Below are 20,577 nucleotides of genomic sequence, written 5' to 3'. Positions count from 1 at the left end.
CGCGATAGCGTTCTGTCAGGCAATGAATGCTTTGAATGACAGAACGCTATCGCGAGCAAGCTCACTCCTACAGAAAATCGGGTGTCGCGCAAACACAAACCCCGGCGCAAGGCCGGGGTTTGTGTGTGGCACAAAACCTTAGTTCAGCGAAGCAATCGCTGCGTTCAGGGTTGCGCTTGGGCGCATGACTTTGCTGGTCAGCTCAGGGTTTGGGTAGTAGTAGCCGCCGATTTCCGCTGGCTTGCCTTGTACGGCGTTCAGTTCTGCAACGATTTTTGCTTCGTTGTCAGCCAGGTTTTTCGCCAGTGGGCTGAACTGAGCCTTGAGGGCCGCGTCGTCGTTCTGTGCAGCCAGGGCCTGAGCCCAGAACAGCGCCAGATAGAAGTGGCTGCCGCGGTTGTCGATGTTGCCGACTTTACGCGAAGGCGACTTGTTGCGGTCCAGGAACTCACCGGTCGCCTGGTCCAGTGTTTTGGACAGAACCAGTGCTTTCGGGTTGTTGTAGGTGTTGCCCAGATGCTCCAGAGAGGCGGCCAGCGCCAGGAACTCACCCAGGGAATCCCAGCGCAGGAAGTTTTCTTCAACCAGTTGCTGAACGTGCTTCGGAGCGGAGCCACCGGCGCCGGTTTCAAACAGACCACCACCGTTCATCAATGGCACGATGGACAGCATCTTGGCGCTGGTGCCCAGCTCCATGATCGGGAACAGGTCAGTCAGGTAGTCGCGCAGTACGTTGCCGGTGACCGAAATGGTGTCCTTGCCAGCGCGAGTGCGCTCCAGGGTGAACGCCATGGCTTCTACTGGCGACAGAACACGAATGTCCAGGCCGGTAGTGTCGTGATCGGCCAGGTACTTGTTAACCTTCTTGATCATCTCGGCGTCATGGGCGCGAGCCGGGTCCAGCCAGAACACGGCAGGGGTATCGCTGGCGCGAGCGCGGTTGACGGCCAGTTTGACCCAGTCCTGGATCGGCGCATCCTTGGCCTGGCACATGCGCCAGATATCGCCTTCTTCGACGTTCTGCTCCATCAGCACTTTGCCGTCGCTGTCGGCTACGCGGACAACGCCAGGTGTCGTGATCTGGAAGGTCTTGTCGTGAGAACCGTATTCTTCGGCTTTTTGCGCCATCAGGCCGACGTTCGGTACGCTGCCCATGGTGGTTGGATCGAAGGCGCCGTGTTTCTTGCAGTCTTCGATCACAGCTTGATAGATGGTTGCGTAGCAACGATCCGGGATCACCGCCTTGGTGTCCTGCAGTTCGCCAGCAGCGTTCCACATTTTGCCCGAGTCACGAATCATGGCCGGCATCGATGCGTCGACGATGACGTCGCTTGGCACGTGCAGGTTGGTGATGCCTTTGTCCGAGTTGACCATCGCCAGCGGGGCGCGCTCGGCGTACACGGCCTGGATGTCAGCCTTGATTTCAGCTTGCTTTTCAGCAGGCAGGGCGCTGATGCGGTCGTACAGGTCGCCGATACCGTTGTTCAGGTTGAAGCCAACTTGCTTGAGTGCATCGGCGTGCTTGGTCAGCGCGTCCTTGTAGTACTCAGCGACGATCTGGCCGAACATGATCGGGTCCGATACCTTCATCATGGTGGCTTTCAGGTGAACCGAAAGCAGCACGCCTTGAGCCTTGGCATCTTCGATAGCCGATGCGATGAAGCTGCGCAGGGCTTTGGTGCTCATGACCGACGAGTCAATGATCTCGCCTTCTTTGACGGCGGTCTTTTCTTTCAGGACGGTCGCAGTACCGTCCTTGGCGATCAATTCAATTTTTACATTGCCAGCTGCGCCGATCAGTGCGGCTTTTTCGCTGCCGTAGAAGTCGCCATTGCTCATGTGGGCAATGTGGGATTTGGAGTCAGCAGCCCAGGCGCCCATCTTGTGCGGGTGCTTGCGGGCGTAGTTCTTGACCGACAAAGGCGCGCGGCGGTCGGAGTTGCCTTCACGCAGAACCGGGTTCACGGCGCTGCCTTTGGTCCTGTCGTAGCGTGCGCGGACGTCTTTTTCCGCGTCTGTGCTCGGCGACTCAGGGTAGTCGGGAATCTTGAAACCCAGTTCTTGCAGTTCTTTGATGGTCGCCTTGAGTTGAGGGACCGAGGCGCTGATGTTTGGCAGCTTGATGATGTTGGCTTCTGGCGTGGTAGCCAGCTTGCCCAGTTCGGCGAGGTGGTCGCCAATTTGCTGATCAGCGCTCAGGGATTCAGGGAAGCTGGAAAGAATGCGGCCCGCCAGAGAGATGTCTCGCGTTTCAACGTCGATATCAGAGGAGGCAGTGAAGGCTTCGATGATAGGAAGAAGCGAGTAGGTGGCGAGGGCTGGAGCTTCGTCGGTAAAGGTGTAGATGATCTTCGAACGGTTGGACATTTCGTATGAACTCTCTGTTTTGCTGAGCATGCACAAAATCTCGATGCGCGCAGGGTATGCACTTTGCTCGCAGTCTCTTTCATGAGCCTGAGTCGAGGTTTATTCGCGATGATGATGGTAGGTGCATCAGTCGAGCGTCAAGCGGTCGGGCGGCAGTTGCTGCACAACACATACAAGGGCGCAAAGTCTCTTTCCAGACTGGTCGGCCCCTATGACCCGTTAGTCACGGCGGGAGTATATCAAACCCTTGGCGCTAAGCATTAATGCTAAGCGTTCTAAGTAATCTCGAGTATTGGCCGTTGGTCGAGGTTGGCGGGTAGCGGTGTTTCAGGCGCGATGGCTTGCCGAATGAGCGTCAGTTGCAGCTGGTGCAATGGATCGAGCCATTGTTCGGTCTCGGTCTCAAAACAAAACTGGCCTGCTCAGATCCCTGAGCAGGCCAGTTTTTTCAAGCTTGGCGCATTGCGGTGGGGCAATCCGGGTCAGGCCGTAACCTTGTCAGACACGTCCGCAGAGTTTCGGGCGGTGGTGGGCGACGCAGTTGCATCAACCGAGGTTGCCGCCTTGATTTTCACAGCATGCAGCCCTTTAGGGCCCTGGATAATTTCGAAGGTGACCGGCTGGCCTGCCTTGAGGGTCTTGTAACCATCCATTTCGATAGCAGAAAAATGGGCGAACAGGTCCTCGGTTTTCCCATCTTCCAGGATAAAGCCATAACCTTTTGCATTATTGAACCACTTGACCTTACCACTGAGCATAGTCACATCCCTCTGCAAAGGACTCCGTTGGGAGTATCATCCACCTCATCCGCCGGACCGAAAAAAATTTTGGTTGACTGCGCGGACCCTTTTTACCCAATGTGGGTTCTATTGTTTGTAACACCGTTTAGCCGATAGTCAAGGTCACGCGGCGGTCCATTTGAAAACCGGTCAGACTGCGACTCATTATTCAATCCGCCCTTTTACGAACTTTTCTTTCCATGCATGCAATCAGCAAGATTCGACTAACATCAAGTCAGGACAATCCGGATTCCCATGAGGATGACGCGGCGGGCATCGCGGTTCAGGATGCCCAGCCGACGTTGCAGGCGCCACCGATGTATAAGGTGGTTTTATTTAATGATGATTACACACCGATGGATTTCGTCGTCGAAGTGCTCGAGGTGTTCTTTAACCTGAATCGTGAGCTGGCGACCAAGGTCATGCTGGCCGTCCATACAGAGGGACGTGCAGTATGTGGATTGTTTACCCGCGACATCGCCGAGACCAAGGCAATGCAGGTCAACCAATACGCCAGGGAAAGCCAGCATCCGCTACTCTGTGAGATCGAGAAGGACGGTTAAACGCCGACCACTTGGGTATGAGGTGAAGCTATGTTAAACCGTGAGCTCGAAGTCACCCTCAATCTGGCCTTCAAGGAGGCTCGCTCGAAACGTCATGAGTTCATGACTGTCGAGCACCTCCTGCTGGCCTTATTGGACAATGAGGCTGCCGCCACTGTTCTGCGTGCCTGCGGCGCAAACCTCGATAAGCTCAAGCATGATCTGCAGGAGTTCATCGACTCCACCACGCCGTTGATCCCCGTTCATGACGAGGATCGCGAGACCCAGCCAACGCTGGGCTTCCAGCGCGTTCTGCAACGTGCAGTTTTCCATGTACAGAGCTCGGGCAAACGTGAAGTGACCGGCGCCAACGTGCTGGTTGCTATTTTCAGTGAGCAGGAAAGCCAGGCAGTGTTTCTGCTGAAACAGCAGAGCGTGGCCCGCATAGATGTCGTCAACTACATTGCTCATGGCATATCCAAGGTGCCTGGGCACGGCGATCACTCTGAAGGTGAGCAAGATATGCAGGACGACGAGGGTGGTGAGTCTTCTGCTTCAGGTAATCCTCTGGATGCCTATGCCAGCAACCTTAACGAACTGGCACGCCAGGGGCGCATAGACCCGCTTGTCGGGCGTGAGCAGGAAGTTGAGCGGGTTGCTCAGATTCTGGCCCGTCGTCGCAAGAACAACCCGCTTCTGGTGGGCGAGGCAGGGGTGGGCAAGACCGCCATTGCCGAAGGTCTGGCCAAGCGAATCGTCGATAATCAGGTGCCTGATCTGTTGGCCAGCAGCGTTGTTTACTCTCTCGATCTGGGAGCATTGCTGGCAGGTACCAAATACCGTGGCGATTTCGAAAAGCGCTTCAAGGCCCTGCTCAATGAGCTGAAAAAGCGTCCGCATGCGATCCTGTTTATCGACGAAATCCACACCATTATCGGTGCCGGTGCGGCTTCCGGTGGCGTGATGGATGCTTCGAATCTGCTCAAGCCGCTGCTGTCCTCGGGCGATATTCGTTGCATCGGTTCGACAACTTTCCAGGAATTCCGCGGCATCTTCGAGAAAGACCGTGCTCTCGCACGTCGCTTCCAGAAGGTTGATGTGTCAGAGCCGTCCGTTGAAGACACCATTGGTATCCTCAGAGGCCTGAAAGGCCGCTTTGAGCAGCATCACAGCATTGAATACAGTGATGAGGCCCTGCGCGCTGCTGCCGAGCTGGCATCGCGTTACATAAACGACCGTCACATGCCGGACAAAGCCATTGACGTCATCGACGAGGCGGGCGCATACCAGCGTTTGCAGCCGGTCGAGAAGCGCGTCAAACGCATTGAGGTGGCGCAGGTTGAAGACATCGTGGCGAAAATTGCGCGGATTCCACCTAAGCACGTGAACAGTTCCGACAAGGAGTTGCTGAGGAATCTGGAGCGTGACCTGAAACTGACGGTATTTGGTCAGGATGCAGCGATCGATTCGCTGTCCACTGCGATCAAATTGTCCCGAGCCGGCTTGAAGTCGCCTGACAAACCTGTGGGTTCCTTCTTGTTCGCCGGTCCTACCGGCGTCGGCAAGACCGAAGCCGCTCGTCAGTTGGCCAAGGCTCTCGGGATCGAGCTGGTGCGCTTCGACATGTCTGAGTACATGGAGCGGCATACCGTTTCACGTTTGATTGGTGCGCCGCCAGGTTATGTAGGCTTTGATCAGGGTGGTCTGCTGACCGAGGCAATTACCAAGCAGCCACATTGCGTGTTGTTGCTCGATGAAATCGAGAAAGCGCATCCGGAAGTCTTCAACCTGCTGTTGCAGGTAATGGATCACGGTACCCTGACCGATAACAACGGGCGTAAAGCGGACTTCCGCAACGTGATCGTGATCATGACCACTAACGCGGGCGCTGAGTCGGCGGCTCGGGCTTCGATCGGCTTCACTCATCAGGACCACTCGTCTGATGCGATGGAAGTCATCAAGAAGAGCTTCACGCCTGAGTTCCGTAACCGTCTGGATACCATCATTCAATTTGGTCGCCTCAGCCATGAGGTTATCAAAAGCGTGGTGGACAAGTTCCTCACCGAGCTTCAGGCGCAGTTGGAAGACAAGCGCGTGCTGCTGGAGGTGACCGACGCGGCCAGAGGTTATCTGGCGGAAAGTGGTTACGATGCCGCGATGGGCGCTCGTCCAATGGCGCGCTTGATTCAGGACAAGATCAAGCGTCCGCTGGCGGAAGAGATTCTCTTCGGCGAACTCTCCGAGCATGGTGGCGTGGTACATATCGACTTCAAGGATGGTGAAATCACCTTTGACTTCGAAACCACCGCAGAAATGGCTTAAGTCTTACGCTTCATGAAAAAAACCCGCATCTCGAAAGAGGTGCGGGTTTTTTTTGTTTGGCCAGTTGATCAGGGTTCTAGAAGGTGCTCGCTGCTCTGTCCATCGCGCTGCGCTTTTTTGCGACAAGGGCAGGGCCTGTAGGAGTGAGCTTGCTCGCGATTCGGTCTCCGGTTCGATAAATTCATCATCTAAACAAACGCTATCGCGAGCAATGTGGGTCGCCAATCCGGTCACTCCTACAGGTTCGCTCTCGGGTTTTCCTGTACAAAACCCGGGCACACAAAAACGCCCGGCAGGTGCCGGGCGTTTTTGTTAAGACCTGCTTAACGGGCGCGGTAAGTAATGCGCCCTTTGCTCAAGTCGTAGGGCGTCAGTTCAACACGCACCTTGTCACCGGTAAGAATACGAATGTAGTTCTTGCGCATCTTGCCGGAGATATGCGCGGTTACGACGTGCCCGTTTTCCAACTCCACACGGAACATGGTGTTGGGCAGGGTGTCGACGACAGTGCCTTCCATTTCGAAGCTGTCTTCTTTCGACATGCAGTAAAGCCCTCGGTATCTAATGAGTGGCCCGGTGCAAGTGGCGCCAGGCAAAAGCGGCGTGCATTGTGCCCGAAAAATGCCGGTTAAGCCAAGGTCTTCAATAAAGAGTGATCCATCTTTGGTTTGTCAGCAGCTCAATGGGCCGATATTGGGTCTTGTAATTCATCTTTTGGCAGTTCTTGATCCAGTAGCCCAGATACACCGCGTGCAGTTGCAGGCGTGCCGCTTCGGCGATCTGCCACAAAATGGCGTAGCGCCCCAGACTGCGGCGCTCTTCGGCGGGTTCGTAGAACGTATAAACGGCCGAAAGTCCGTTAGGCAGCATGTCGGTAACTGCTACCGCCAGCAGGCGTTTATCCACGCGGAACTCATAGAATCTGCAGAAGGGAAGATCGCGTACCAAAAAAGTCGAAAATTGATCGCGACTGGGGGGGAACATGTCGCCATCGGCATGCCTTTGTTCGATATAGCGCTGGTAAAGGTCAAAATATTCTTCAGTGAAGCGCGGCTTGGCGCTGCGCACTTCGATGTCCGCATTGCGTTTGAAAATGCGTTTCTGCTGCCGGTTTGGTGTAAAAAGATCGACAGGGATACGCGCGGGTACGCAGGCGCTGCAATTCTGGCAGTGCGGCCGGTAAAGGTGATCACCGCTACGGCGGAATCCCATGTCCGAAAGATCCGCGTAAACCTGCACATCCATCGGCTGGCTGGGATCCAGAAAAAGCGTCGTAGCCTGCTCTTCCGGCAGGTAGCTGCACGAGTGGGGTTGAGTGGCATAAAACTTCAGCCGTGCCAGCTCTGTCATGATTGCCCCCCCTCTAGCCAAAAAATAAACCCTTAGTAAGAGTGTATGTCAGCCTGCTGAACTCGCCTAGGCAGCCAGTCGGCGTCATTAGGCTGGTCCAGATGCTGGCGCAGGTAGTCGGAGAATTCCTTGCGCGGAATAGGGCGGGCACCAAAGCTCTGTAAGTGGCTGGTATGCATCTGGCAGTCAATCAAAACAAAGCCCCAGGCTTTCAAGCGTTCGACCAGTGTGGCGAAGCCGACTTTGGAAGCGTTGTCGGCCCGACTGAACATTGATTCACCGAAAAAAAGTTTGCCCATTGCCAGTCCGTAAAGCCCGCCCGCCAATACGTCGTTCTCCCAGACTTCAACGCTGTGAGCATAGCCACGCTGATGCAACTCCATATACGCGGCCTGTATCGAGCCGGTAATCCAGGTTCCGTCTGCATAGGCACGTGGTCCGGCGCAGGCGCGAATCACTGCTGCGAAGTCCTGATCGAAGGTCACGCGAAAACGTTCCTGGCGCATCACCTTGGCCAGGCTGCGCGAAACGTGTAGCTCATCGGGGAAGATCACGGTTCTAGGGTCTGGCGACCACCAGAGAATGGGCTGTTCATCCTGAAACCACGGGAAGCAGCCATGGCGATAGGCTTGAACCAGCCGCTCGGGAGAAAGGTCGCCGCCCGCAGCAAGCAGGCCGTCGGGTTCGCGCAAGGCTTTTTCCAATGGCGGGAAGGTCAGGTTTTCACGGTTTAGCCAAGTCAGCATAAGGTCGGTACTTTGCAGAAGGGGAGGGCGGGGGTGTCGCGCTACTGCAACTCCCTGCGGCACTCGTGGTCATAAACGGTCGTCCGTCACAGGCAAATGTCCCCCAGGGTTTGAACAGGTGGCACGTCATGCAGCGGTTCTGTGCCGGGGCAGTGCCTGAGGTTGCTTTCGAAAACTGATCGTTCGGTTAAAAATGCGGCATAAGTCTTTGTCACGAAAGAAAATGCATGCTCAAATTGAACGTTTGCGACGGTGCTTGAAGAAGGGCTTCGCCCACGCCAGACTAGTGTTTTGTCGCTTGTACCGGTTTGCTCAATGGCCACGGGTGAGTTCAGTCCTGCGATTCAGGCTGAAACTACCCGGCTAGCCAGTGGTTTACAAGGCAGGACGCTATCGTGGCATCAGGCGTACAAACCCGTACAATGCCCGCTTCGCAGTCGGCCGTTCAAGCTATATGGCTTGGCAAATGGCTTTACAACTGCAGTCGTTGGTAGTCAATCACCAGATGTTCGCGCTCTAGCGCAGGAATAAAAGCGTTTTGAAGAAATCCACCGCAGTATCCAGCACCGTTCCGCTCTGGCGGCAGCAATTGCACTACCGGCTCAAGGAAGGTGCGTTGATCGCCTTTGGCGCGCTGTGCCTGTATTTGATGATGGCGTTGCTGACTTACGATCAGAACGATCCCGGCTGGAGTCATACCAGCAGTTCGGTCGAGGTTCAGAACGCTGCGGGTCGTGCTGGCGCCTTCTGTGCCGACATTCTGTTCATGGTGCTGGGTTACTTTGCCTATATTTTTCCACTGTTGCTGGCGGTCAAGGCGTATCAGGTGTTCCGCCATCGCCATGAGCCGTGGCAGTGGAGCGGCTGGCTGTTCTCGTGGCGGTTGATCGGCCTGGTGTTTCTGGTACTCGCCGGTGCTGCACTGGCGCATATCCATTTCCATTTTGCGGCAGGCTTCCCGGGGTCAGCAGGTGGTGTGCTGGGGGAAGTTCTCGGTGATATGGCCAAGAAAGCCCTGAACATCCAGGGCAGTACGCTGCTATTCATCGCCTTGTTCCTGTTTGGCCTCACCGTGTTTACCGATCTGTCCTGGTTCAAGGTCATGGACGTGACGGGCAAGATCACGCTCGACTTGTTCGAGTTGTTCTACGACGCCGTCAACAATTGGTGGGCGGCGCGTAACGAGCGTAAGCAGATGGTTGCGCAACTGCGCGAAGTGGATGAGCGGGTCAACGAAGTGGTTGCACCAGCCACCACTGATCGTCGCGAGCAAGCCAAAGCCAAAGAGCGATTGATTGAGCGCGAGCAGGCGCTGAGCAAACACATGACGGCGCGTGAAACGCATATTCCTGCGGTTATCGCCCCTGTACCGGCCAAGGCGCCCGAGCCCAGCAAGCGCGTCATGAAGGAAAAACAGGCGCCGTTGTTCGTGGATAGCGCCGTAGAAGGAACGCTGCCGCCGATATCGATCCTCGACCCGGCAGAAAAAAAACAGCTCAACTATTCACCCGAATCACTGGCCGCAGTTGGCCATTTGCTGGAAATCAAGCTCAAGGAGTTTGGTGTTGAGGTGTCGGTGGATTCGATTCACCCAGGCCCTGTGATTACCCGTTACGAAATTCAGCCCGCTGCTGGCGTCAAGGTCAGCCGTATTGCCAACCTGGCCAAAGACCTTGCACGTTCTCTGGCGGTGACGAGCGTTCGTGTGGTTGAGGTCATCCCGGGCAAGACCACGGTGGGTATCGAGATTCCGAACGAAGACCGGCAGATCGTACGTTTCTCTGAAGTACTGTCGACGCCCGAGTACGACAACGCCAAGTCGCCCGTCACGTTGGCTCTGGGGCACGACATCGGCGGCAAGCCGGTGATTACCGATCTGGCAAAAATGCCGCACTTGCTGGTGGCCGGTACAACCGGTTCCGGTAAGTCCGTGGGCGTTAACGCGATGATTCTGTCGATCCTGTTCAAATCCGGCCCGGAAGACGCCAAGCTGATCATGATCGACCCGAAGATGCTTGAACTGTCGATCTACGAAGGCATCCCGCATCTGCTTTGCCCGGTGGTTACCGACATGAAAGACGCTGCTAACGCATTGCGCTGGAGCGTTGCCGAGATGGAGCGTCGTTACAAGCTGATGGCGAAGATGGGCGTGCGTAACCTTTCCGGCTTCAACCAGAAGGTCAAGGAAGCTCAGGACGCAGGTACGCCGCTGGCAGACCCGCTCTACAAGCGTGAAAGTATTCATGACGAAGCACCGCTGTTGACCAAGCTGCCGACCATCGTCGTGGTTGTGGATGAGTTTGCCGACATGATGATGATCGTCGGCAAGAAGGTCGAAGAGTTGATTGCGCGTATTGCCCAGAAGGCACGTGCGGCAGGTATCCACCTGATTCTTGCCACCCAGCGTCCTTCGGTCGATGTGATCACGGGCCTGATCAAGGCGAACATCCCGACGCGTATGGCGTTCCAGGTGTCGAGCAAGATCGACTCGCGGACCATCATCGATCAGGGTGGCGCGGAACAACTGTTGGGGCACGGTGACATGCTGTACATGCCGCCGGGCACCAGCTTGCCGATTCGTGTTCATGGCGCCTTTGTTTCCGATGATGAAGTACACCGAGTGGTGGAAGCCTGGAAGCTGCGTGGCACTCCTGATTACAACGACGATATTCTTGCAGGTGTCGAGGAGGCCGGTAGCGGCTTCGACGGCGGTAGCGGTGAAGGGGGCGAAGACAGCGAAAGTGATGCGCTCTATGACGAGGCGGTCAAGTTCGTACTGGAAAGCCGCCGCGCATCGATTTCTGCCGTGCAGCGTAAACTGAAGATCGGTTACAACCGTGCCGCCCGGATGATCGAGGCGATGGAAATGGCTGGCGTCGTAACCTCCATGAACACCAACGGCTCGCGTGAAGTGATCGCGCCGGGCCCGATGCGCGACTGATCGCGCACTTCCATAAATGCCCCGCCAGCGTTTCAAGGCTGGCGGGACTCCACCGAACTCTATGAGGGCTCCCATGCGTCTAATCCGCATGTTGTTGGTAACAGCACTGACTTTCTCCGCGATTCCGGCACATGCCGACAGCAAGGACGTCGCACGTCTGACCCAGTTGCTGGAAACGTCCAAAACCCTGACCGCGCGTTTCTCCCAGCTGACCCTGGACGGTGGCGGTACTCAGTTGCAGGAAACGTCGGGTGAGATGGCTTTGCAGCGTCCGGGTTTGTTCAACTGGCACACCGATGCTCCTCAGGAGCAATTGATGGTCTCCGACGGCAAGAAGGTTTCCCTGTGGGACCCGGACCTGGAACAGGTCACGATCAAGACCCTCGACCAGCGTTTGACCCAGACCCCGGCATTGCTGCTGTCCGGTGATGTCTCCAAAATCAGTGAAAGTTTTGATATCACTGCCAAGGAAGCGGGCGGAGTGATTGATTTCACCCTCAAGCCCAAAACCAAGGACACGTTGTTCGATAGCCTGCGCCTGTCGTTCCGCAACGGCGTCATCAATGACATGCAGTTGATCGACAGCGTCGGCCAGCGCACCAATATCCTGTTCACCGGCGTGAAAGCCAATGAGGCGATCCCGGCGAGCAAATTCCAGTTCCAGATTCCGAAAGGCGCTGACGTCATTCAGGAATAAGAGGTTTTAACGGTTGTCCATGGACCTGTTTCGAAGTGAACCGATTGCTCAGCCGCTGGCCGCACGTTTGCGTGCGACCAATCTGGATGAGTACGTCGGTCAGGAGCACCTGCTGGCTCACGGCAAACCTCTGCGTGAGGCGCTGGAGCAGGGGGCCCTGCACTCGATGATTTTCTGGGGGCCTCCCGGTGTGGGTAAGACCACACTGGCACGGCTCCTGGCGAAAGTCTCGGATGCGCACTTTGAAACGGTCTCTGCGGTACTGGCCGGGGTCAAAGAGATTCGTCAGGCGGTAGAAGTTGCCAAGCAACAGGCCGGGCAATACGGCCGCCGGACCATTTTGTTTGTCGACGAAGTGCACCGTTTCAACAAGTCCCAGCAGGATGCATTCCTGCCTTATGTCGAAGACGGCACGCTGATCTTCATTGGCGCCACTACTGAAAACCCGTCGTTCGAGCTCAACAACGCTTTGCTGTCGCGGGCCCGGGTCTATGTCCTCAAGAGCCTTGATGAGGCTGCGCTGCGCAAGCTGGTGAATCGGGCGCTGACCGAGGAGCGCGGTCTGGGCAAGCATCAGTTGAGCCTGAGCGATGAAGGTTTTGCCATGCTGATGGCCGCTGCCGACGGTGACGGTCGGCGCATGCTGAATTTGCTGGAGAACGCGTCGGACCTGGCCGAAGACGGCTCCGAAATCAGTCTGGAGCTGCTGAAAAGTCTGATGGGGGACAGCCGTCGTCGGTTTGATAAGGGCGGCGAAGCGTTTTACGACCAGATATCCGCCTTGCATAAATCCATTCGCGGCTCCAACCCTGATGCAGCCCTGTACTGGTTTGCCCGGATGATCGATGGCGGTTGCGACCCTTTGTACCTGGCCCGGCGCGTAGTGCGCATGGCCAGTGAAGATATTGGCAATGCTGATCCGCGCGCGCTGCCGCTGTGTATGTCTGCCTGGGATGTTCAGGAGCGACTGGGCAGTCCGGAAGGTGAGTTGGCCGTGGCTCAGGCGATTGTTTATCTGGCCTGTGCGCCGAAAAGCAACGCGGTTTACATGGGATTCAAGGCTGCGATGCGCGAAGCGACCGAGCATGGTTCGCTGGAAGTCCCGCTGCATTTGCGCAACGCGCCGACCAAGCTGATGAAGCAACTGGGCTATGGCGAAGAGTACCGCTACGCTCACGACGAGCCGGACGCCTATGCGGCAGGGGAAGATTACTTCCCTGAAGACCTGGATCCGCGTCAGTATTATCAGCCGGTGCCCCGTGGCCTGGAGCTGAAAATTGGTGAAAAGCTCAAGCATCTGGCTGCGCTGGACGCTGCCAGCCCTCGTCAGCGGAGAAAGTAGTGCTCAAAACCATTCTTGCGGTGTCGATTGCCGGTATCGCTGGTACATTATTGCGCTTCGCTGCTGGCACTTGGGTCAGCGCGAACTGGCCAAAACATTTTTACGCGGCGACCCTGGCGGTGAACATCGTTGGTTGCCTGATTATCGGTGTGCTTTACGGCCTTTTTCTATTGCGCCCGGAAGTACCGATAGAGATTCGGGCCGGCTTGATTGTCGGCTTTGTTGGTGGTCTTACGACCTTTTCATCCTTTTCACTGGATACGCTGCGCCTGCTTGAAAGCGGGCAAATGCCGTTAGCCCTTGGCTATGCCGGTATCAGCGTGTTCGGCGGGCTGCTCGCTACGTGGGTTGGCCTGTCCCTGACCAGACTTTGATAAACGAGAGAACGATATGCTCGATTCCAAACTGTTACGTACCCAACTTCAGGACGTAGCGGATCGCCTGGCTTCCCGTGGCTTTACACTGGACGTTGCCCGCATCGAAGCGCTGGAGGCCCAGCGCAAGACCGTTCAGACCCGCACTGAACAGCTTCAGGCCGAGCGTAATGCCCGTTCCAAATCCATCGGTCAGGCCAAGCAGCGCGGTGAAGACATCGCACCGCTGATGGCCGACATCGATCGCATGGCTGAAGAGCTGAATACCGGCAAGAAAGAGCTGGACGGTATTCAGGCCGAACTGGATTCGATGCTCCTGAGCATGCCGAATATCCCTCACGAATCCGTACCGGTGGGCGCTGACGAAGACGGTAACGTTGAAGTCCGCACCTGGGGCACTCCAGCCTCGTTCGACTTCCAGGTTCAGGACCACGTTGCGCTGGGCGAGAAATACGGCTGGCTGGATTTTGAAACCGCCGCCAAGCTGTCCGGCGCCCGTTTCGCGTTGCTGCGTGGCCCTATCGCACGTCTGCACCGTGCGCTGGCGCAGTTCATGATCAACCTGCACATCAACGAGCATGGCTACGAAGAGGCCTACACGCCTTATCTGGTTCAGGCGCCTGCACTGCAGGGCACTGGTCAGTTGCCGAAGTTCGAAGAAGACTTGTTCAAGATTTCCCGTGAAGGCGAGGCAGACCTGTATCTGATCCCGACCGCGGAAGTGTCGCTGACCAACATCGTCTCCGGTGAAATCATCGACGCCAAACAGATGCCGATGAAGTTCGTGGCTCACACGCCATGCTTCCGCAGCGAAGCGGGCGCGTCGGGCCGTGATACCCGCGGCATGATCCGCCAGCACCAGTTCGACAAAGTCGAGATGGTGCAGATCGTCGAGCCGGAAAAATCCATGGAAGCCCTGGAAGGCCTGACCGCCAACGCTGAGCGCGTTCTGCAGTTGCTGGAGTTGCCTTATCGCGTATTGGCTCTGTGCACCGGTGACATGGGCTTCAGCGCGGTCAAGACCTACGACCTGGAAGTGTGGATTCCGAGCCAGGACAAATTCCGCGAAATTTCGTCGTGCTCCAACTGTGGTGATTTCCAGGCGCGCCGCATGCAGGCTCGCTGGCGTAACCCGGAAACCGGCAAACCTGAGCTGGTGCATACCCTGAACGGCTCGGGCCTGGCCGTTGGCCGGACGCTGGTTGCAGTGCTGGAAAACTACCAGCAGGCCGACGGTTCCATCCGTGTTCCAGAAGTGCTCAAGCCTTACATGGGCGGGCTTGAGGTCATCGGCTAAATGGAATTTCTGCCGCTGTTCCATAACCTGCGTGGCAGCCAAGTGTTGGTTGTGGGCGGTGGCGAGATTGCATTGCGCAAATCCCGCCTCATTGCCGAAGCCGGTGCTGTATTGCGCGTTGTTGCGCCAGAGATCGAGCCGCAACTGCGTGAACTGGTTGAGAAAAGTGGCGGGCATCTGATTTTGCGTGGCTACAACGTCAGTGATCTGGACGGCTGCGTGCTGATCATTGCTGCCACAGACGACGAGCCGCTCAACGCTCAGGTCTCTCAGGATGCCAAGCAGCGTTGTGTGCCGGTCAATGTGGTGGATGCGCCTGCTCTATGCAGCGTGATCTTCCCGGCGATCGTCGACCGCTCTCCGCTGGTCATTGCCGTGTCCAGTGGTGGCGATGCTCCAGTGCTGGCGCGCTTGATTCGCGCCAAGCTGGAAACCTGGATTCCTTCCACTTACGGCCAACTGGCCGGTCTGGCTGCACGTTTCCGGACTCAGGTTAAAAAACTGTTCCCGGACGTCACGCAGCGCCGTGCCTTCTGGGAAGAGGTTTTCCAGGGGCCGATTGCTGACCGGCAATTGGCTGGGCAGGGCGCTGAAGCCGAGCGTCTGCTGATCGCAAAGATCGAAGGCGATGCACCGCATGCTCCCGGTGAAGTGTATCTGGTGGGCGCAGGACCGGGTGATCCGGATTTGCTGACGTTCCGTGCTCTGCGCCTGATGCAGCAAGCCGACGTGGTGCTCTACGACCGTCTGGTGGCACCAGCGATTCTTGATCTATGTCGGCGGGATGCCGAACGGATTTATGTGGGCAAGCGTCGCGCTGATCATGCGGTTCCGCAAGACCAGATCAACCAGCAACTGGTTGATCTGGCCAAGCAGGGCAAGCGCGTTCTGCGATTGAAGGGCGGTGATCCGTTCATCTTCGGGCGGGGCGGTGAAGAGATTGAAGAACTGGCTGCTCATGGCATTCCATTCCAGGTCGTACCCGGTATCACTGCGGCCAGTGGTTGCGCGGCCTATGCGGGTATTCCTCTGACTCACCGCGATCATGCGCAATCAGTACGCTTCATCACCGGGCACTTGAAAAACGGTACCAGTGATCTTCCGTGGCGCGATCTTGTAGCGCCCGCACAGACTCTAGTTTTCTACATGGGCCTGATCGGTCTACCGATCATCTGTGAGCAACTGATCAAGCACGGTCGATCCGCTGATACCCCGGCGGCGTTGATTCAACAGGGCACCACTTCCAGCCAGCGAGTCTTTACCGGCACCTTGGCCGATTTGCCGCGAATGGTAGCGGAGCATGAGGTCCATGCGCCGACGCTGGTGATCGTGGGTGAAGTCGTCCAGTTGCGCGAAAAACTCGCGTGGTTTGAAGGTGCTCAGGCGACGGTCTGATGCATCTAAACACGGCGCTAATGGGTAGGAGCGAACTTGTTCGCGAGGCGTGAGGCCTGATTCACCGCGCAAACCCCTCGCCAACAAGTTGCCTCCTACCTGTCTAGCGTTGAGACAGCGCTAGGGTTAAACGCCTGTCTTGTTCCAGATCCCACGTCCCGTCAATCGCTCACGATCATGCGCTCTGCTCAGGTCCTGCAACGGGCCCTTTGGCACGACAGCTGTCGGGTTGATGGTGCCGTGGCTCTCGTAGTAGTGATGTTTGATGTGCTCAAAGTCCACCGTTTCGGTAATGCCCGGCCACTGATACAACTCCAGCATCCAGTTGCTCAGGTTTGGATAGTCCGAAATCCGCCGCAGGTTGCACTTGAAATGGCCGTGATACACCGGGTCGAAGCGCACGATAGTGGTGAAAAGGCGTACGTCTGCTTCCGTCAGGTATTCGCCAGTCAGATAGCGCTTCTCGCCCAGCAACTTCTCCAGCACATCGAGTTCGGCAAATACATCATCAAACGCTTCTTCGTACGCCGCTTGAGAGGTCGCAAAGCCTGCGCGGTAAACGCCATTGTTGACCGCCGGATAAATTCGCTCATTCAGCTGATTTATCGGCGACTGCAAAGCGTCCGGGTAGAGGTCCAGGCGATTGCCGGTCAGTTCGTCAAACGCGCTGTTGAACATGCGGATGATTTCCGCGGACTCGTTGCTGACGATGCGTTGCAGCTTTTTGTCCCACAGCAGAGGCACGGTGACCCGGCCGGTATAGTCCGGTGTGTCGGCGAGGTAACGCTGATAGAGAAACTCATGGCCGTCGAGCGGGTCACCCGTTGAGCCTTTTTCGGTATCGAAGGTCCAGCCATGCTCGCGCATCAGCCAGCTGACCACGGAAACGTCGATCAGGCTTTCCAGCCCTTTGAGTTTGCGATAAATCAGCGTGCGGTGAGCCCAGGGGCAGGCCAGCGATACGTACAGATGATAGCGTCCGGCTTCGGCCTGAAAGCCGCCTTCGCCTGAGGGGCCTGGTCGACCGTCTGCGGTAATCCAGTTACGGCGTTGAGCCTGTTCGCGTTGAAACGCCCCATCTTTGCTGCTTTCGTACCACTGGTCTTGCCAGCGTCCTTCGACAAGAAGGCCCATATCAAAACTCCAAGATGATGTACTTACATGCTTTGGAGAAGAGTCTAGGCCGATTCGTTCGAACAAATAGCGCAAAGGTTGGGCATTAATGATCGGTTACATCGATGTTTTGCGGTTTTTCCAGAATAACTCAGCCTGAGCGAAGGCTTCTGAACGAGGCAATCCCAAACCGCGGAGGGCCAGCGCCATGGTCGAAATCAATGCCAGTTGCGGATAACTGTCTTCGATTTCGCCTTTCCAAAGCGCCACGAGCTGCTGCGGATCCAGAGTCGCCGGTTTTACGTGGCGGCGATCAGAAAGTGCAGGCCATTCCTCATCCCATGGCTCACCTGCGGTAGTGCCGTAGAGGTGGCTGATCGTGTCCGGGTTGATCTCCACCTCGCCGCCATCGCCTTTGACCACGATCGTGTGATTGCCCAGCAAGCCACTGGCATCGCGATGAACGCTCTGATAACCGGGGTGGAAGATGCTTTGCAGGCCGCAGCGGGCATCCAGAGGGTTGAGGATGCGGGCCAGGGAGTGAATTGGCGACCGCAGCCCAAGCGTGTTGCGCAGATCAATCATGCGCTGCAGCTGTGGCGCCCAGTCGCCCAGCGGAAAGAACGCCAGGTTGTGTTGTTGCAGTGCGTCATCCACGGCGTGCCAGTTACGGCACAGTGGAATGCCCAGCAGATCCAGCAATTGTTCGGTGTACATACGTCCGGCGGTGTGCGCGCCGCCGCCGTGCATCAAGATTCGCACCCCGTTCTGTGCCAGGCACTTGGCCGCTAGCAGGTACCAGGGTAGGTGGCGCTTTTTGCCCGCATAAGTAGGCCAGTCGATATCGACCTGCAATGGCGGGGCGTTCAATCGCTCGCGCAGTGCCTCAGTGAAGCCCGCCAGCTCCTCTGCGCTTTCTTCCTTGTGCCGTAGCAGCATCAGAAAGGCACCCAACTGGCTGTCTTCGACCTTTTCGTCGAGGAGCATGCCCATGGCCTCTCGCGCTTCTTCGCGGGTCAGATTGCGCGCTCCACGCTTGCCTTTGCCCAGAATACGGACGAATTGGGCGAATGGATGCTCGGTGGGTGTTTCAAGGACGAGAGGGGCGTAGTCGTTCATATGCAATTAGTCGGCTTGGGCAGGCCCGCCAGCTTGGCGGCGAGTTTGGCGGGAGTGCCGTTGAACAGGCGGTTCAGGTGCATGCTGTTGCCTTTTTCCGGGCCGAGTTTCAGAACCGTGTACTTGATCAGCGGGCGGGTCGCGGGTGACAGCTGGAATTCGCTGTAGAACTCCCTCAGCAACAGCAGTATTTCGACATGCTCGGGACTTAGCTCAATGTCTTCAAGGCTCGCCAAGGCGTGAGCAGCCTCCATTGACCAGTCATCAAGGCTTTGCAGAAAGCCGTCTTTATCCAGGGCAATACTTTGCCCGGCCACGTTCAGCTCGCTCATAGCCACGTGTTGACCTTATCAAAACGGATGGACAGCTCAACGAAGCCGGGATAGTCGACGACCTGTACCCACTCGGGTGCAACCATGCTCCGCGCCTGAATATCTTCTTCAAGCACAAACACCTGATTAGCGCTGTGCGCCTGCAAAGCCTGAAGTGCTGCTGTCGAATCGGTCAGCGCGTAGCTGGCGTCGCCGCACAGCAGCACACCGTCAGCCGGGCCGAGCAGGCGCAGACAACTGGTCAGGCGACTGTCAGTGAAGGGCGAATGAGATAAAACGTGCAGAGTCGACATCAGATAGTGATCACGTGGTCGTAACGGTCAATGAGTGCTGAGATTTCAGTGGATTGCGGCAGCTGAATGATTTCCTCATCCACCGCTTCCTGCAGGATGCCACGCTCGGCAAGGCTGGTGCCGCAGGCGTAGATATCTTCGACACCAAACATCGACAGCGCCTTGAGGTTGGCGGTCAGGTCTTTCTGCTGCAGAGCTTTGGCATTCTGATCCGGCAACAGCTGAAAGACGCCGTCATCCAGAAACAACAGCCCAACCGGTAAATCATAGGCGCCACCGGCCAGCACGATATCCAGCGCCTCACGCGCACCAGGCCCGGACCATGGCGCCTGGCGGCTGATGATCAACATTGATTTAGCCATTTCAAGGCCCTCCGAAACAAATCACACGGTCAGCAGTTTGCGCCGCATCGTGTAACTGGCCGAGCCCGGATAATTCCCACGGGGCAAGCAGGTTGGCAGCGGGGCGTTGATAGCGCTGCGCTTCTTCTTCATTCAGCACACCACGACGCAGGGCGGCGGCAATACACACCACGCCATCCAGTTGATGCTGCGTAATGAAGTCACGCCATTGGGAGGGCCGGTCGTGTTCATCCTGAGGCGTCACGACATTGGCCGAAGCACTGTGGACGCCGTCCTGATAGAAAAACAGCCGTACAATCTCATGCCCCCCGGCCAGCGCCGCCTGAGCAAACAGCAGTGCGCGGCGCGAGGAGGGCGCATGGGCAGCGCTGAAAAGATTGATCGCGAACTTCATGACAGGCCCTGAGCAGAAAACTTGGCCAATGATAAAGAATTCACGAGCACTAGACAGCAAAAAGCCCGCTAGGCGGGCTTTTTGTTGAAGCAGGGCAACTGATCAGTCGTCGCGGCTCATGATGCCGAAGATCTGCAACAGGCTGACAAACAGGTTGTAGATCGAAACATACAGGCTGATGGTCGCCATGATGTAGTTACGCTCACCACCCTGAATAATCGCGCTGGTCTGGAACAGAATGCAGGCCGACGAGAACAGCACGAAGCCAGCGCTGATCGCCAACTGCAGACCGCTGATCTGGAAGAAAATGCTTGCCAGTACCGCCGCCAGCAGGACAAAGAAACCAGCGGTAATGAAACCACCGAGGAAGCTCATGTCCTTGCGGGTGATCAACACGTAAGCCGACAGGCCACCGAACACCAGTGCGGTCATGGCAAATGCCGAGCTTACAACTTCAGCGCCGCCTTGCATGCCCAGGTAACGGTTGAGGATCGGCCCAAGGATGAAACCCATGAAACCGGTCAAGGCGAATGCCGACACCAGACCCCACGCCGAGTCGCGCAGTTTGTTGGTGAGGAAGAACAGACCGTAGAAACCGATCAGCACGACGAAAATGTTCGGATAGCCAACGCGCATCTGCTGCGCTACAAAAGCCATGACACCGCTGAAAGCAAGGGTCAGAGCCAGAAGACCGTATGTGTTGCGCAGGACGCGGCTAACCTCTAGCTGATCGGCCTGCACGCCGTTATTAACTGCGTAATCCTGTTCGCGCATGGCGAAACTCCTAGTGGTTGAAATGTTGAGTTGCAAAG

Annotated in this window: 20 protein-coding genes; 8 read left to right on the top strand and 12 right to left on the bottom strand. The window is 56.8% G+C overall.

All coding sequences use genetic code 11. The features are described 5' to 3' along the window. Positions 1 to 138: 138 nt before the first annotated feature. Together ACYASS_RS14390 and cspD are read right to left on the bottom strand one after the other, a co-directional pair. Positions 139 to 2,367: an NADP-dependent isocitrate dehydrogenase gene (locus ACYASS_RS14390; RefSeq protein ID WP_463586628.1), complete on the bottom strand. Its 2,229-nt coding sequence runs from the start codon at positions 2,365 to 2,367 to the stop codon at positions 139 to 141. A 482-nt stretch (positions 2,368 to 2,849) separates the two neighbouring features. Further along, positions 2,850 to 3,125 (bottom strand): cold shock domain-containing protein CspD, encoded by a 276-nt coding sequence (gene cspD / locus ACYASS_RS14385; RefSeq protein ID WP_463586625.1) that lies wholly within the window; start codon positions 3,123 to 3,125, stop codon positions 2,850 to 2,852. A 221-nt stretch (positions 3,126 to 3,346) separates the two neighbouring features. Between cspD and clpS the strand changes: the two genes are divergently transcribed. Continuing rightward, complete coding sequence (gene clpS / locus ACYASS_RS14380; protein WP_122666255.1) at positions 3,347 to 3,709, top strand: ATP-dependent Clp protease adapter ClpS; 363 nt, start codon at positions 3,347 to 3,349, stop codon at positions 3,707 to 3,709. A gap of 30 nt (positions 3,710 to 3,739) precedes the next feature. Further along, entirely contained in the window at positions 3,740 to 6,010 is a 2,271-nt protein-coding gene (gene clpA / locus ACYASS_RS14375) for an ATP-dependent Clp protease ATP-binding subunit ClpA (protein ID WP_122666254.1), read from the top strand. Positions 6,011 to 6,333: 323 nt separating this feature from the next. On the opposite strand, the gene infA is transcribed toward clpA, so the two are convergent. The 3 genes from infA to aat all read right to left on the bottom strand — a co-directional run bounded on the left by infA (position 6,334) and on the right by aat (position 8,106). Further along, positions 6,334 to 6,552: a translation initiation factor IF-1 gene (gene infA / locus ACYASS_RS14370; RefSeq protein ID WP_002553999.1), complete on the bottom strand. Its 219-nt coding sequence runs from the start codon at positions 6,550 to 6,552 to the stop codon at positions 6,334 to 6,336. Between the two features lie 100 nt (positions 6,553 to 6,652). Next, positions 6,653 to 7,360: an arginyltransferase gene (locus ACYASS_RS14365; protein ID WP_122666253.1), complete on the bottom strand. Its 708-nt coding sequence runs from the start codon at positions 7,358 to 7,360 to the stop codon at positions 6,653 to 6,655. A 32-nt stretch (positions 7,361 to 7,392) separates the two neighbouring features. Further along, positions 7,393 to 8,106 (bottom strand): leucyl/phenylalanyl-tRNA--protein transferase, encoded by a 714-nt coding sequence (gene aat / locus ACYASS_RS14360; protein ID WP_463586624.1) that lies wholly within the window; start codon positions 8,104 to 8,106, stop codon positions 7,393 to 7,395. Positions 8,107 to 8,644: 538 nt separating this feature from the next. Here aat and ftsK point away from each other — a divergent pair. From ftsK to cysG, 6 genes are all read left to right on the top strand, one after another. Then, the gene (gene ftsK, locus ACYASS_RS14355) at positions 8,645 to 11,047 is read left to right on the top strand and encodes a DNA translocase FtsK (RefSeq protein ID WP_463586623.1); all 2,403 of its coding nucleotides are present in this window, start codon (positions 8,645 to 8,647) and stop codon (positions 11,045 to 11,047) included. Between the two features lie 73 nt (positions 11,048 to 11,120). Next, positions 11,121 to 11,744 carry an outer membrane lipoprotein periplasmic chaperone LolA gene (gene lolA, locus ACYASS_RS14350; protein ID WP_087265247.1) on the top strand — a complete coding sequence of 208 codons (624 nt, stop codon included), beginning with the start codon at positions 11,121 to 11,123 and terminating at the stop codon, positions 11,742 to 11,744. A 19-nt stretch (positions 11,745 to 11,763) separates the two neighbouring features. Next, positions 11,764 to 13,086, top strand: coding sequence for a replication-associated recombination protein A (locus tag ACYASS_RS14345; RefSeq protein ID WP_463586622.1), 1,323 nt, complete (start codon positions 11,764 to 11,766; stop codon positions 13,084 to 13,086). Beyond that, complete coding sequence (gene crcB, locus ACYASS_RS14340; RefSeq protein ID WP_027899218.1) at positions 13,086 to 13,460, top strand: fluoride efflux transporter CrcB; 375 nt, start codon at positions 13,086 to 13,088, stop codon at positions 13,458 to 13,460. The genes ACYASS_RS14345 and crcB overlap by 1 nt, the downstream gene beginning before the upstream one ends. Positions 13,461 to 13,476: 16 nt before the next feature. Further along, positions 13,477 to 14,757, top strand: a complete 1,281-nt coding sequence (gene serS / locus ACYASS_RS14335) for a serine--tRNA ligase (RefSeq protein ID WP_463586621.1) — start codon at positions 13,477 to 13,479, stop codon at positions 14,755 to 14,757. Further along, the gene (gene cysG / locus ACYASS_RS14330) at positions 14,758 to 16,152 is read left to right on the top strand and encodes a siroheme synthase CysG (RefSeq protein ID WP_463586620.1); all 1,395 of its coding nucleotides are present in this window, start codon (positions 14,758 to 14,760) and stop codon (positions 16,150 to 16,152) included. It abuts the gene before it with no gap. A 126-nt stretch (positions 16,153 to 16,278) separates the two neighbouring features. On the opposite strand, the gene ACYASS_RS14325 is transcribed toward cysG, so the two are convergent. From ACYASS_RS14325 to ACYASS_RS14295, 7 genes are all read right to left on the bottom strand, one after another. Further along, positions 16,279 to 17,286 carry a glutathione S-transferase family protein gene (locus tag ACYASS_RS14325; RefSeq protein WP_463586619.1) on the bottom strand — a complete coding sequence of 336 codons (1,008 nt, stop codon included), beginning with the start codon at positions 17,284 to 17,286 and terminating at the stop codon, positions 16,279 to 16,281. 96 nt (positions 17,287 to 17,382) lie between these two features. After that, positions 17,383 to 18,384: a glycosyl transferase family protein gene (locus ACYASS_RS14320; RefSeq protein ID WP_463586618.1), complete on the bottom strand. Its 1,002-nt coding sequence runs from the start codon at positions 18,382 to 18,384 to the stop codon at positions 17,383 to 17,385. Next, on the bottom strand, positions 18,381 to 18,716 hold the full coding sequence (locus ACYASS_RS14315) for a TusE/DsrC/DsvC family sulfur relay protein (protein ID WP_463586617.1): 336 nt from the start codon (positions 18,714 to 18,716) through the stop codon (positions 18,381 to 18,383). The genes ACYASS_RS14320 and ACYASS_RS14315 overlap by 4 nt, the downstream gene beginning before the upstream one ends. Then, complete coding sequence (gene tusB, locus ACYASS_RS14310) at positions 18,713 to 19,009, bottom strand: sulfurtransferase complex subunit TusB (RefSeq protein WP_243248483.1); 297 nt, start codon at positions 19,007 to 19,009, stop codon at positions 18,713 to 18,715. The genes ACYASS_RS14315 and tusB overlap by 4 nt, the downstream gene beginning before the upstream one ends. After that, the gene (gene tusC / locus ACYASS_RS14305; protein WP_243248482.1) at positions 19,009 to 19,371 is read right to left on the bottom strand and encodes a sulfurtransferase complex subunit TusC; all 363 of its coding nucleotides are present in this window, start codon (positions 19,369 to 19,371) and stop codon (positions 19,009 to 19,011) included. The genes tusB and tusC overlap by 1 nt, the downstream gene beginning before the upstream one ends. Before the next feature lies 1 nt (position 19,372). After that, positions 19,373 to 19,765 carry a sulfurtransferase complex subunit TusD gene (gene tusD, locus ACYASS_RS14300; protein ID WP_463586616.1) on the bottom strand — a complete coding sequence of 131 codons (393 nt, stop codon included), beginning with the start codon at positions 19,763 to 19,765 and terminating at the stop codon, positions 19,373 to 19,375. 102 nt (positions 19,766 to 19,867) lie between these two features. Further along, positions 19,868 to 20,539 carry a Bax inhibitor-1/YccA family protein gene (locus tag ACYASS_RS14295; RefSeq protein WP_087265237.1) on the bottom strand — a complete coding sequence of 224 codons (672 nt, stop codon included), beginning with the start codon at positions 20,537 to 20,539 and terminating at the stop codon, positions 19,868 to 19,870. Positions 20,540 to 20,577: the final 38 nt, after the last annotated feature.

The organism is Pseudomonas sp. HP_14 (assembly GCF_055283875.1).
This window is presented reverse-complemented; position numbering and strand designations above follow the sequence as displayed.

Excerpts from the sequence above, each read along its gene's own strand:
- aat (WP_463586624.1), bottom strand. The coding sequence starts at position 8,106 with ATGCTGACTTGGCTAAACCGTGAAAACCTGACCTTCCCGCCATTGGAA.
- serS (WP_463586621.1), top strand. The coding sequence starts at position 13,477 with ATGCTCGATTCCAAACTGTTACGTACCCAACTTCAGGACGTAGCGGAT.
- ACYASS_RS14315 (WP_463586617.1), bottom strand. The coding sequence starts at position 18,716 with ATGAGCGAGCTGAACGTGGCCGGGCAAAGTATTGCCCTGGATAAAGAC.
- ACYASS_RS14295 (WP_087265237.1), bottom strand. The coding sequence starts at position 20,539 with ATGCGCGAACAGGATTACGCAGTTAATAACGGCGTGCAGGCCGATCAG.
- cspD (WP_463586625.1), bottom strand. The coding sequence starts at position 3,125 with ATGCTCAGTGGTAAGGTCAAGTGGTTCAATAATGCAAAAGGTTATGGC.
- lolA (WP_087265247.1), top strand. The coding sequence starts at position 11,121 with ATGCGTCTAATCCGCATGTTGTTGGTAACAGCACTGACTTTCTCCGCG.
- ACYASS_RS14365 (WP_122666253.1), bottom strand. The coding sequence starts at position 7,360 with ATGACAGAGCTGGCACGGCTGAAGTTTTATGCCACTCAACCCCACTCG.
- clpA (WP_122666254.1), top strand. The coding sequence starts at position 3,740 with ATGTTAAACCGTGAGCTCGAAGTCACCCTCAATCTGGCCTTCAAGGAG.
- tusC (WP_243248482.1), bottom strand. The coding sequence starts at position 19,371 with ATGGCTAAATCAATGTTGATCATCAGCCGCCAGGCGCCATGGTCCGGG.
- clpS (WP_122666255.1), top strand. The coding sequence starts at position 3,347 with ATGCATGCAATCAGCAAGATTCGACTAACATCAAGTCAGGACAATCCG.
- infA (WP_002553999.1), bottom strand. The coding sequence starts at position 6,552 with ATGTCGAAAGAAGACAGCTTCGAAATGGAAGGCACTGTCGTCGACACC.
- ACYASS_RS14325 (WP_463586619.1), bottom strand. The coding sequence starts at position 17,286 with ATGGGCCTTCTTGTCGAAGGACGCTGGCAAGACCAGTGGTACGAAAGC.
- ACYASS_RS14320 (WP_463586618.1), bottom strand. The coding sequence starts at position 18,384 with ATGAACGACTACGCCCCTCTCGTCCTTGAAACACCCACCGAGCATCCA.
- ACYASS_RS14345 (WP_463586622.1), top strand. The coding sequence starts at position 11,764 with ATGGACCTGTTTCGAAGTGAACCGATTGCTCAGCCGCTGGCCGCACGT.
- cysG (WP_463586620.1), top strand. The coding sequence starts at position 14,758 with ATGGAATTTCTGCCGCTGTTCCATAACCTGCGTGGCAGCCAAGTGTTG.
- tusD (WP_463586616.1), bottom strand. The coding sequence starts at position 19,765 with ATGAAGTTCGCGATCAATCTTTTCAGCGCTGCCCATGCGCCCTCCTCG.
- tusB (WP_243248483.1), bottom strand. The coding sequence starts at position 19,009 with ATGTCGACTCTGCACGTTTTATCTCATTCGCCCTTCACTGACAGTCGC.
- ACYASS_RS14390 (WP_463586628.1), bottom strand. The coding sequence starts at position 2,367 with ATGTCCAACCGTTCGAAGATCATCTACACCTTTACCGACGAAGCTCCA.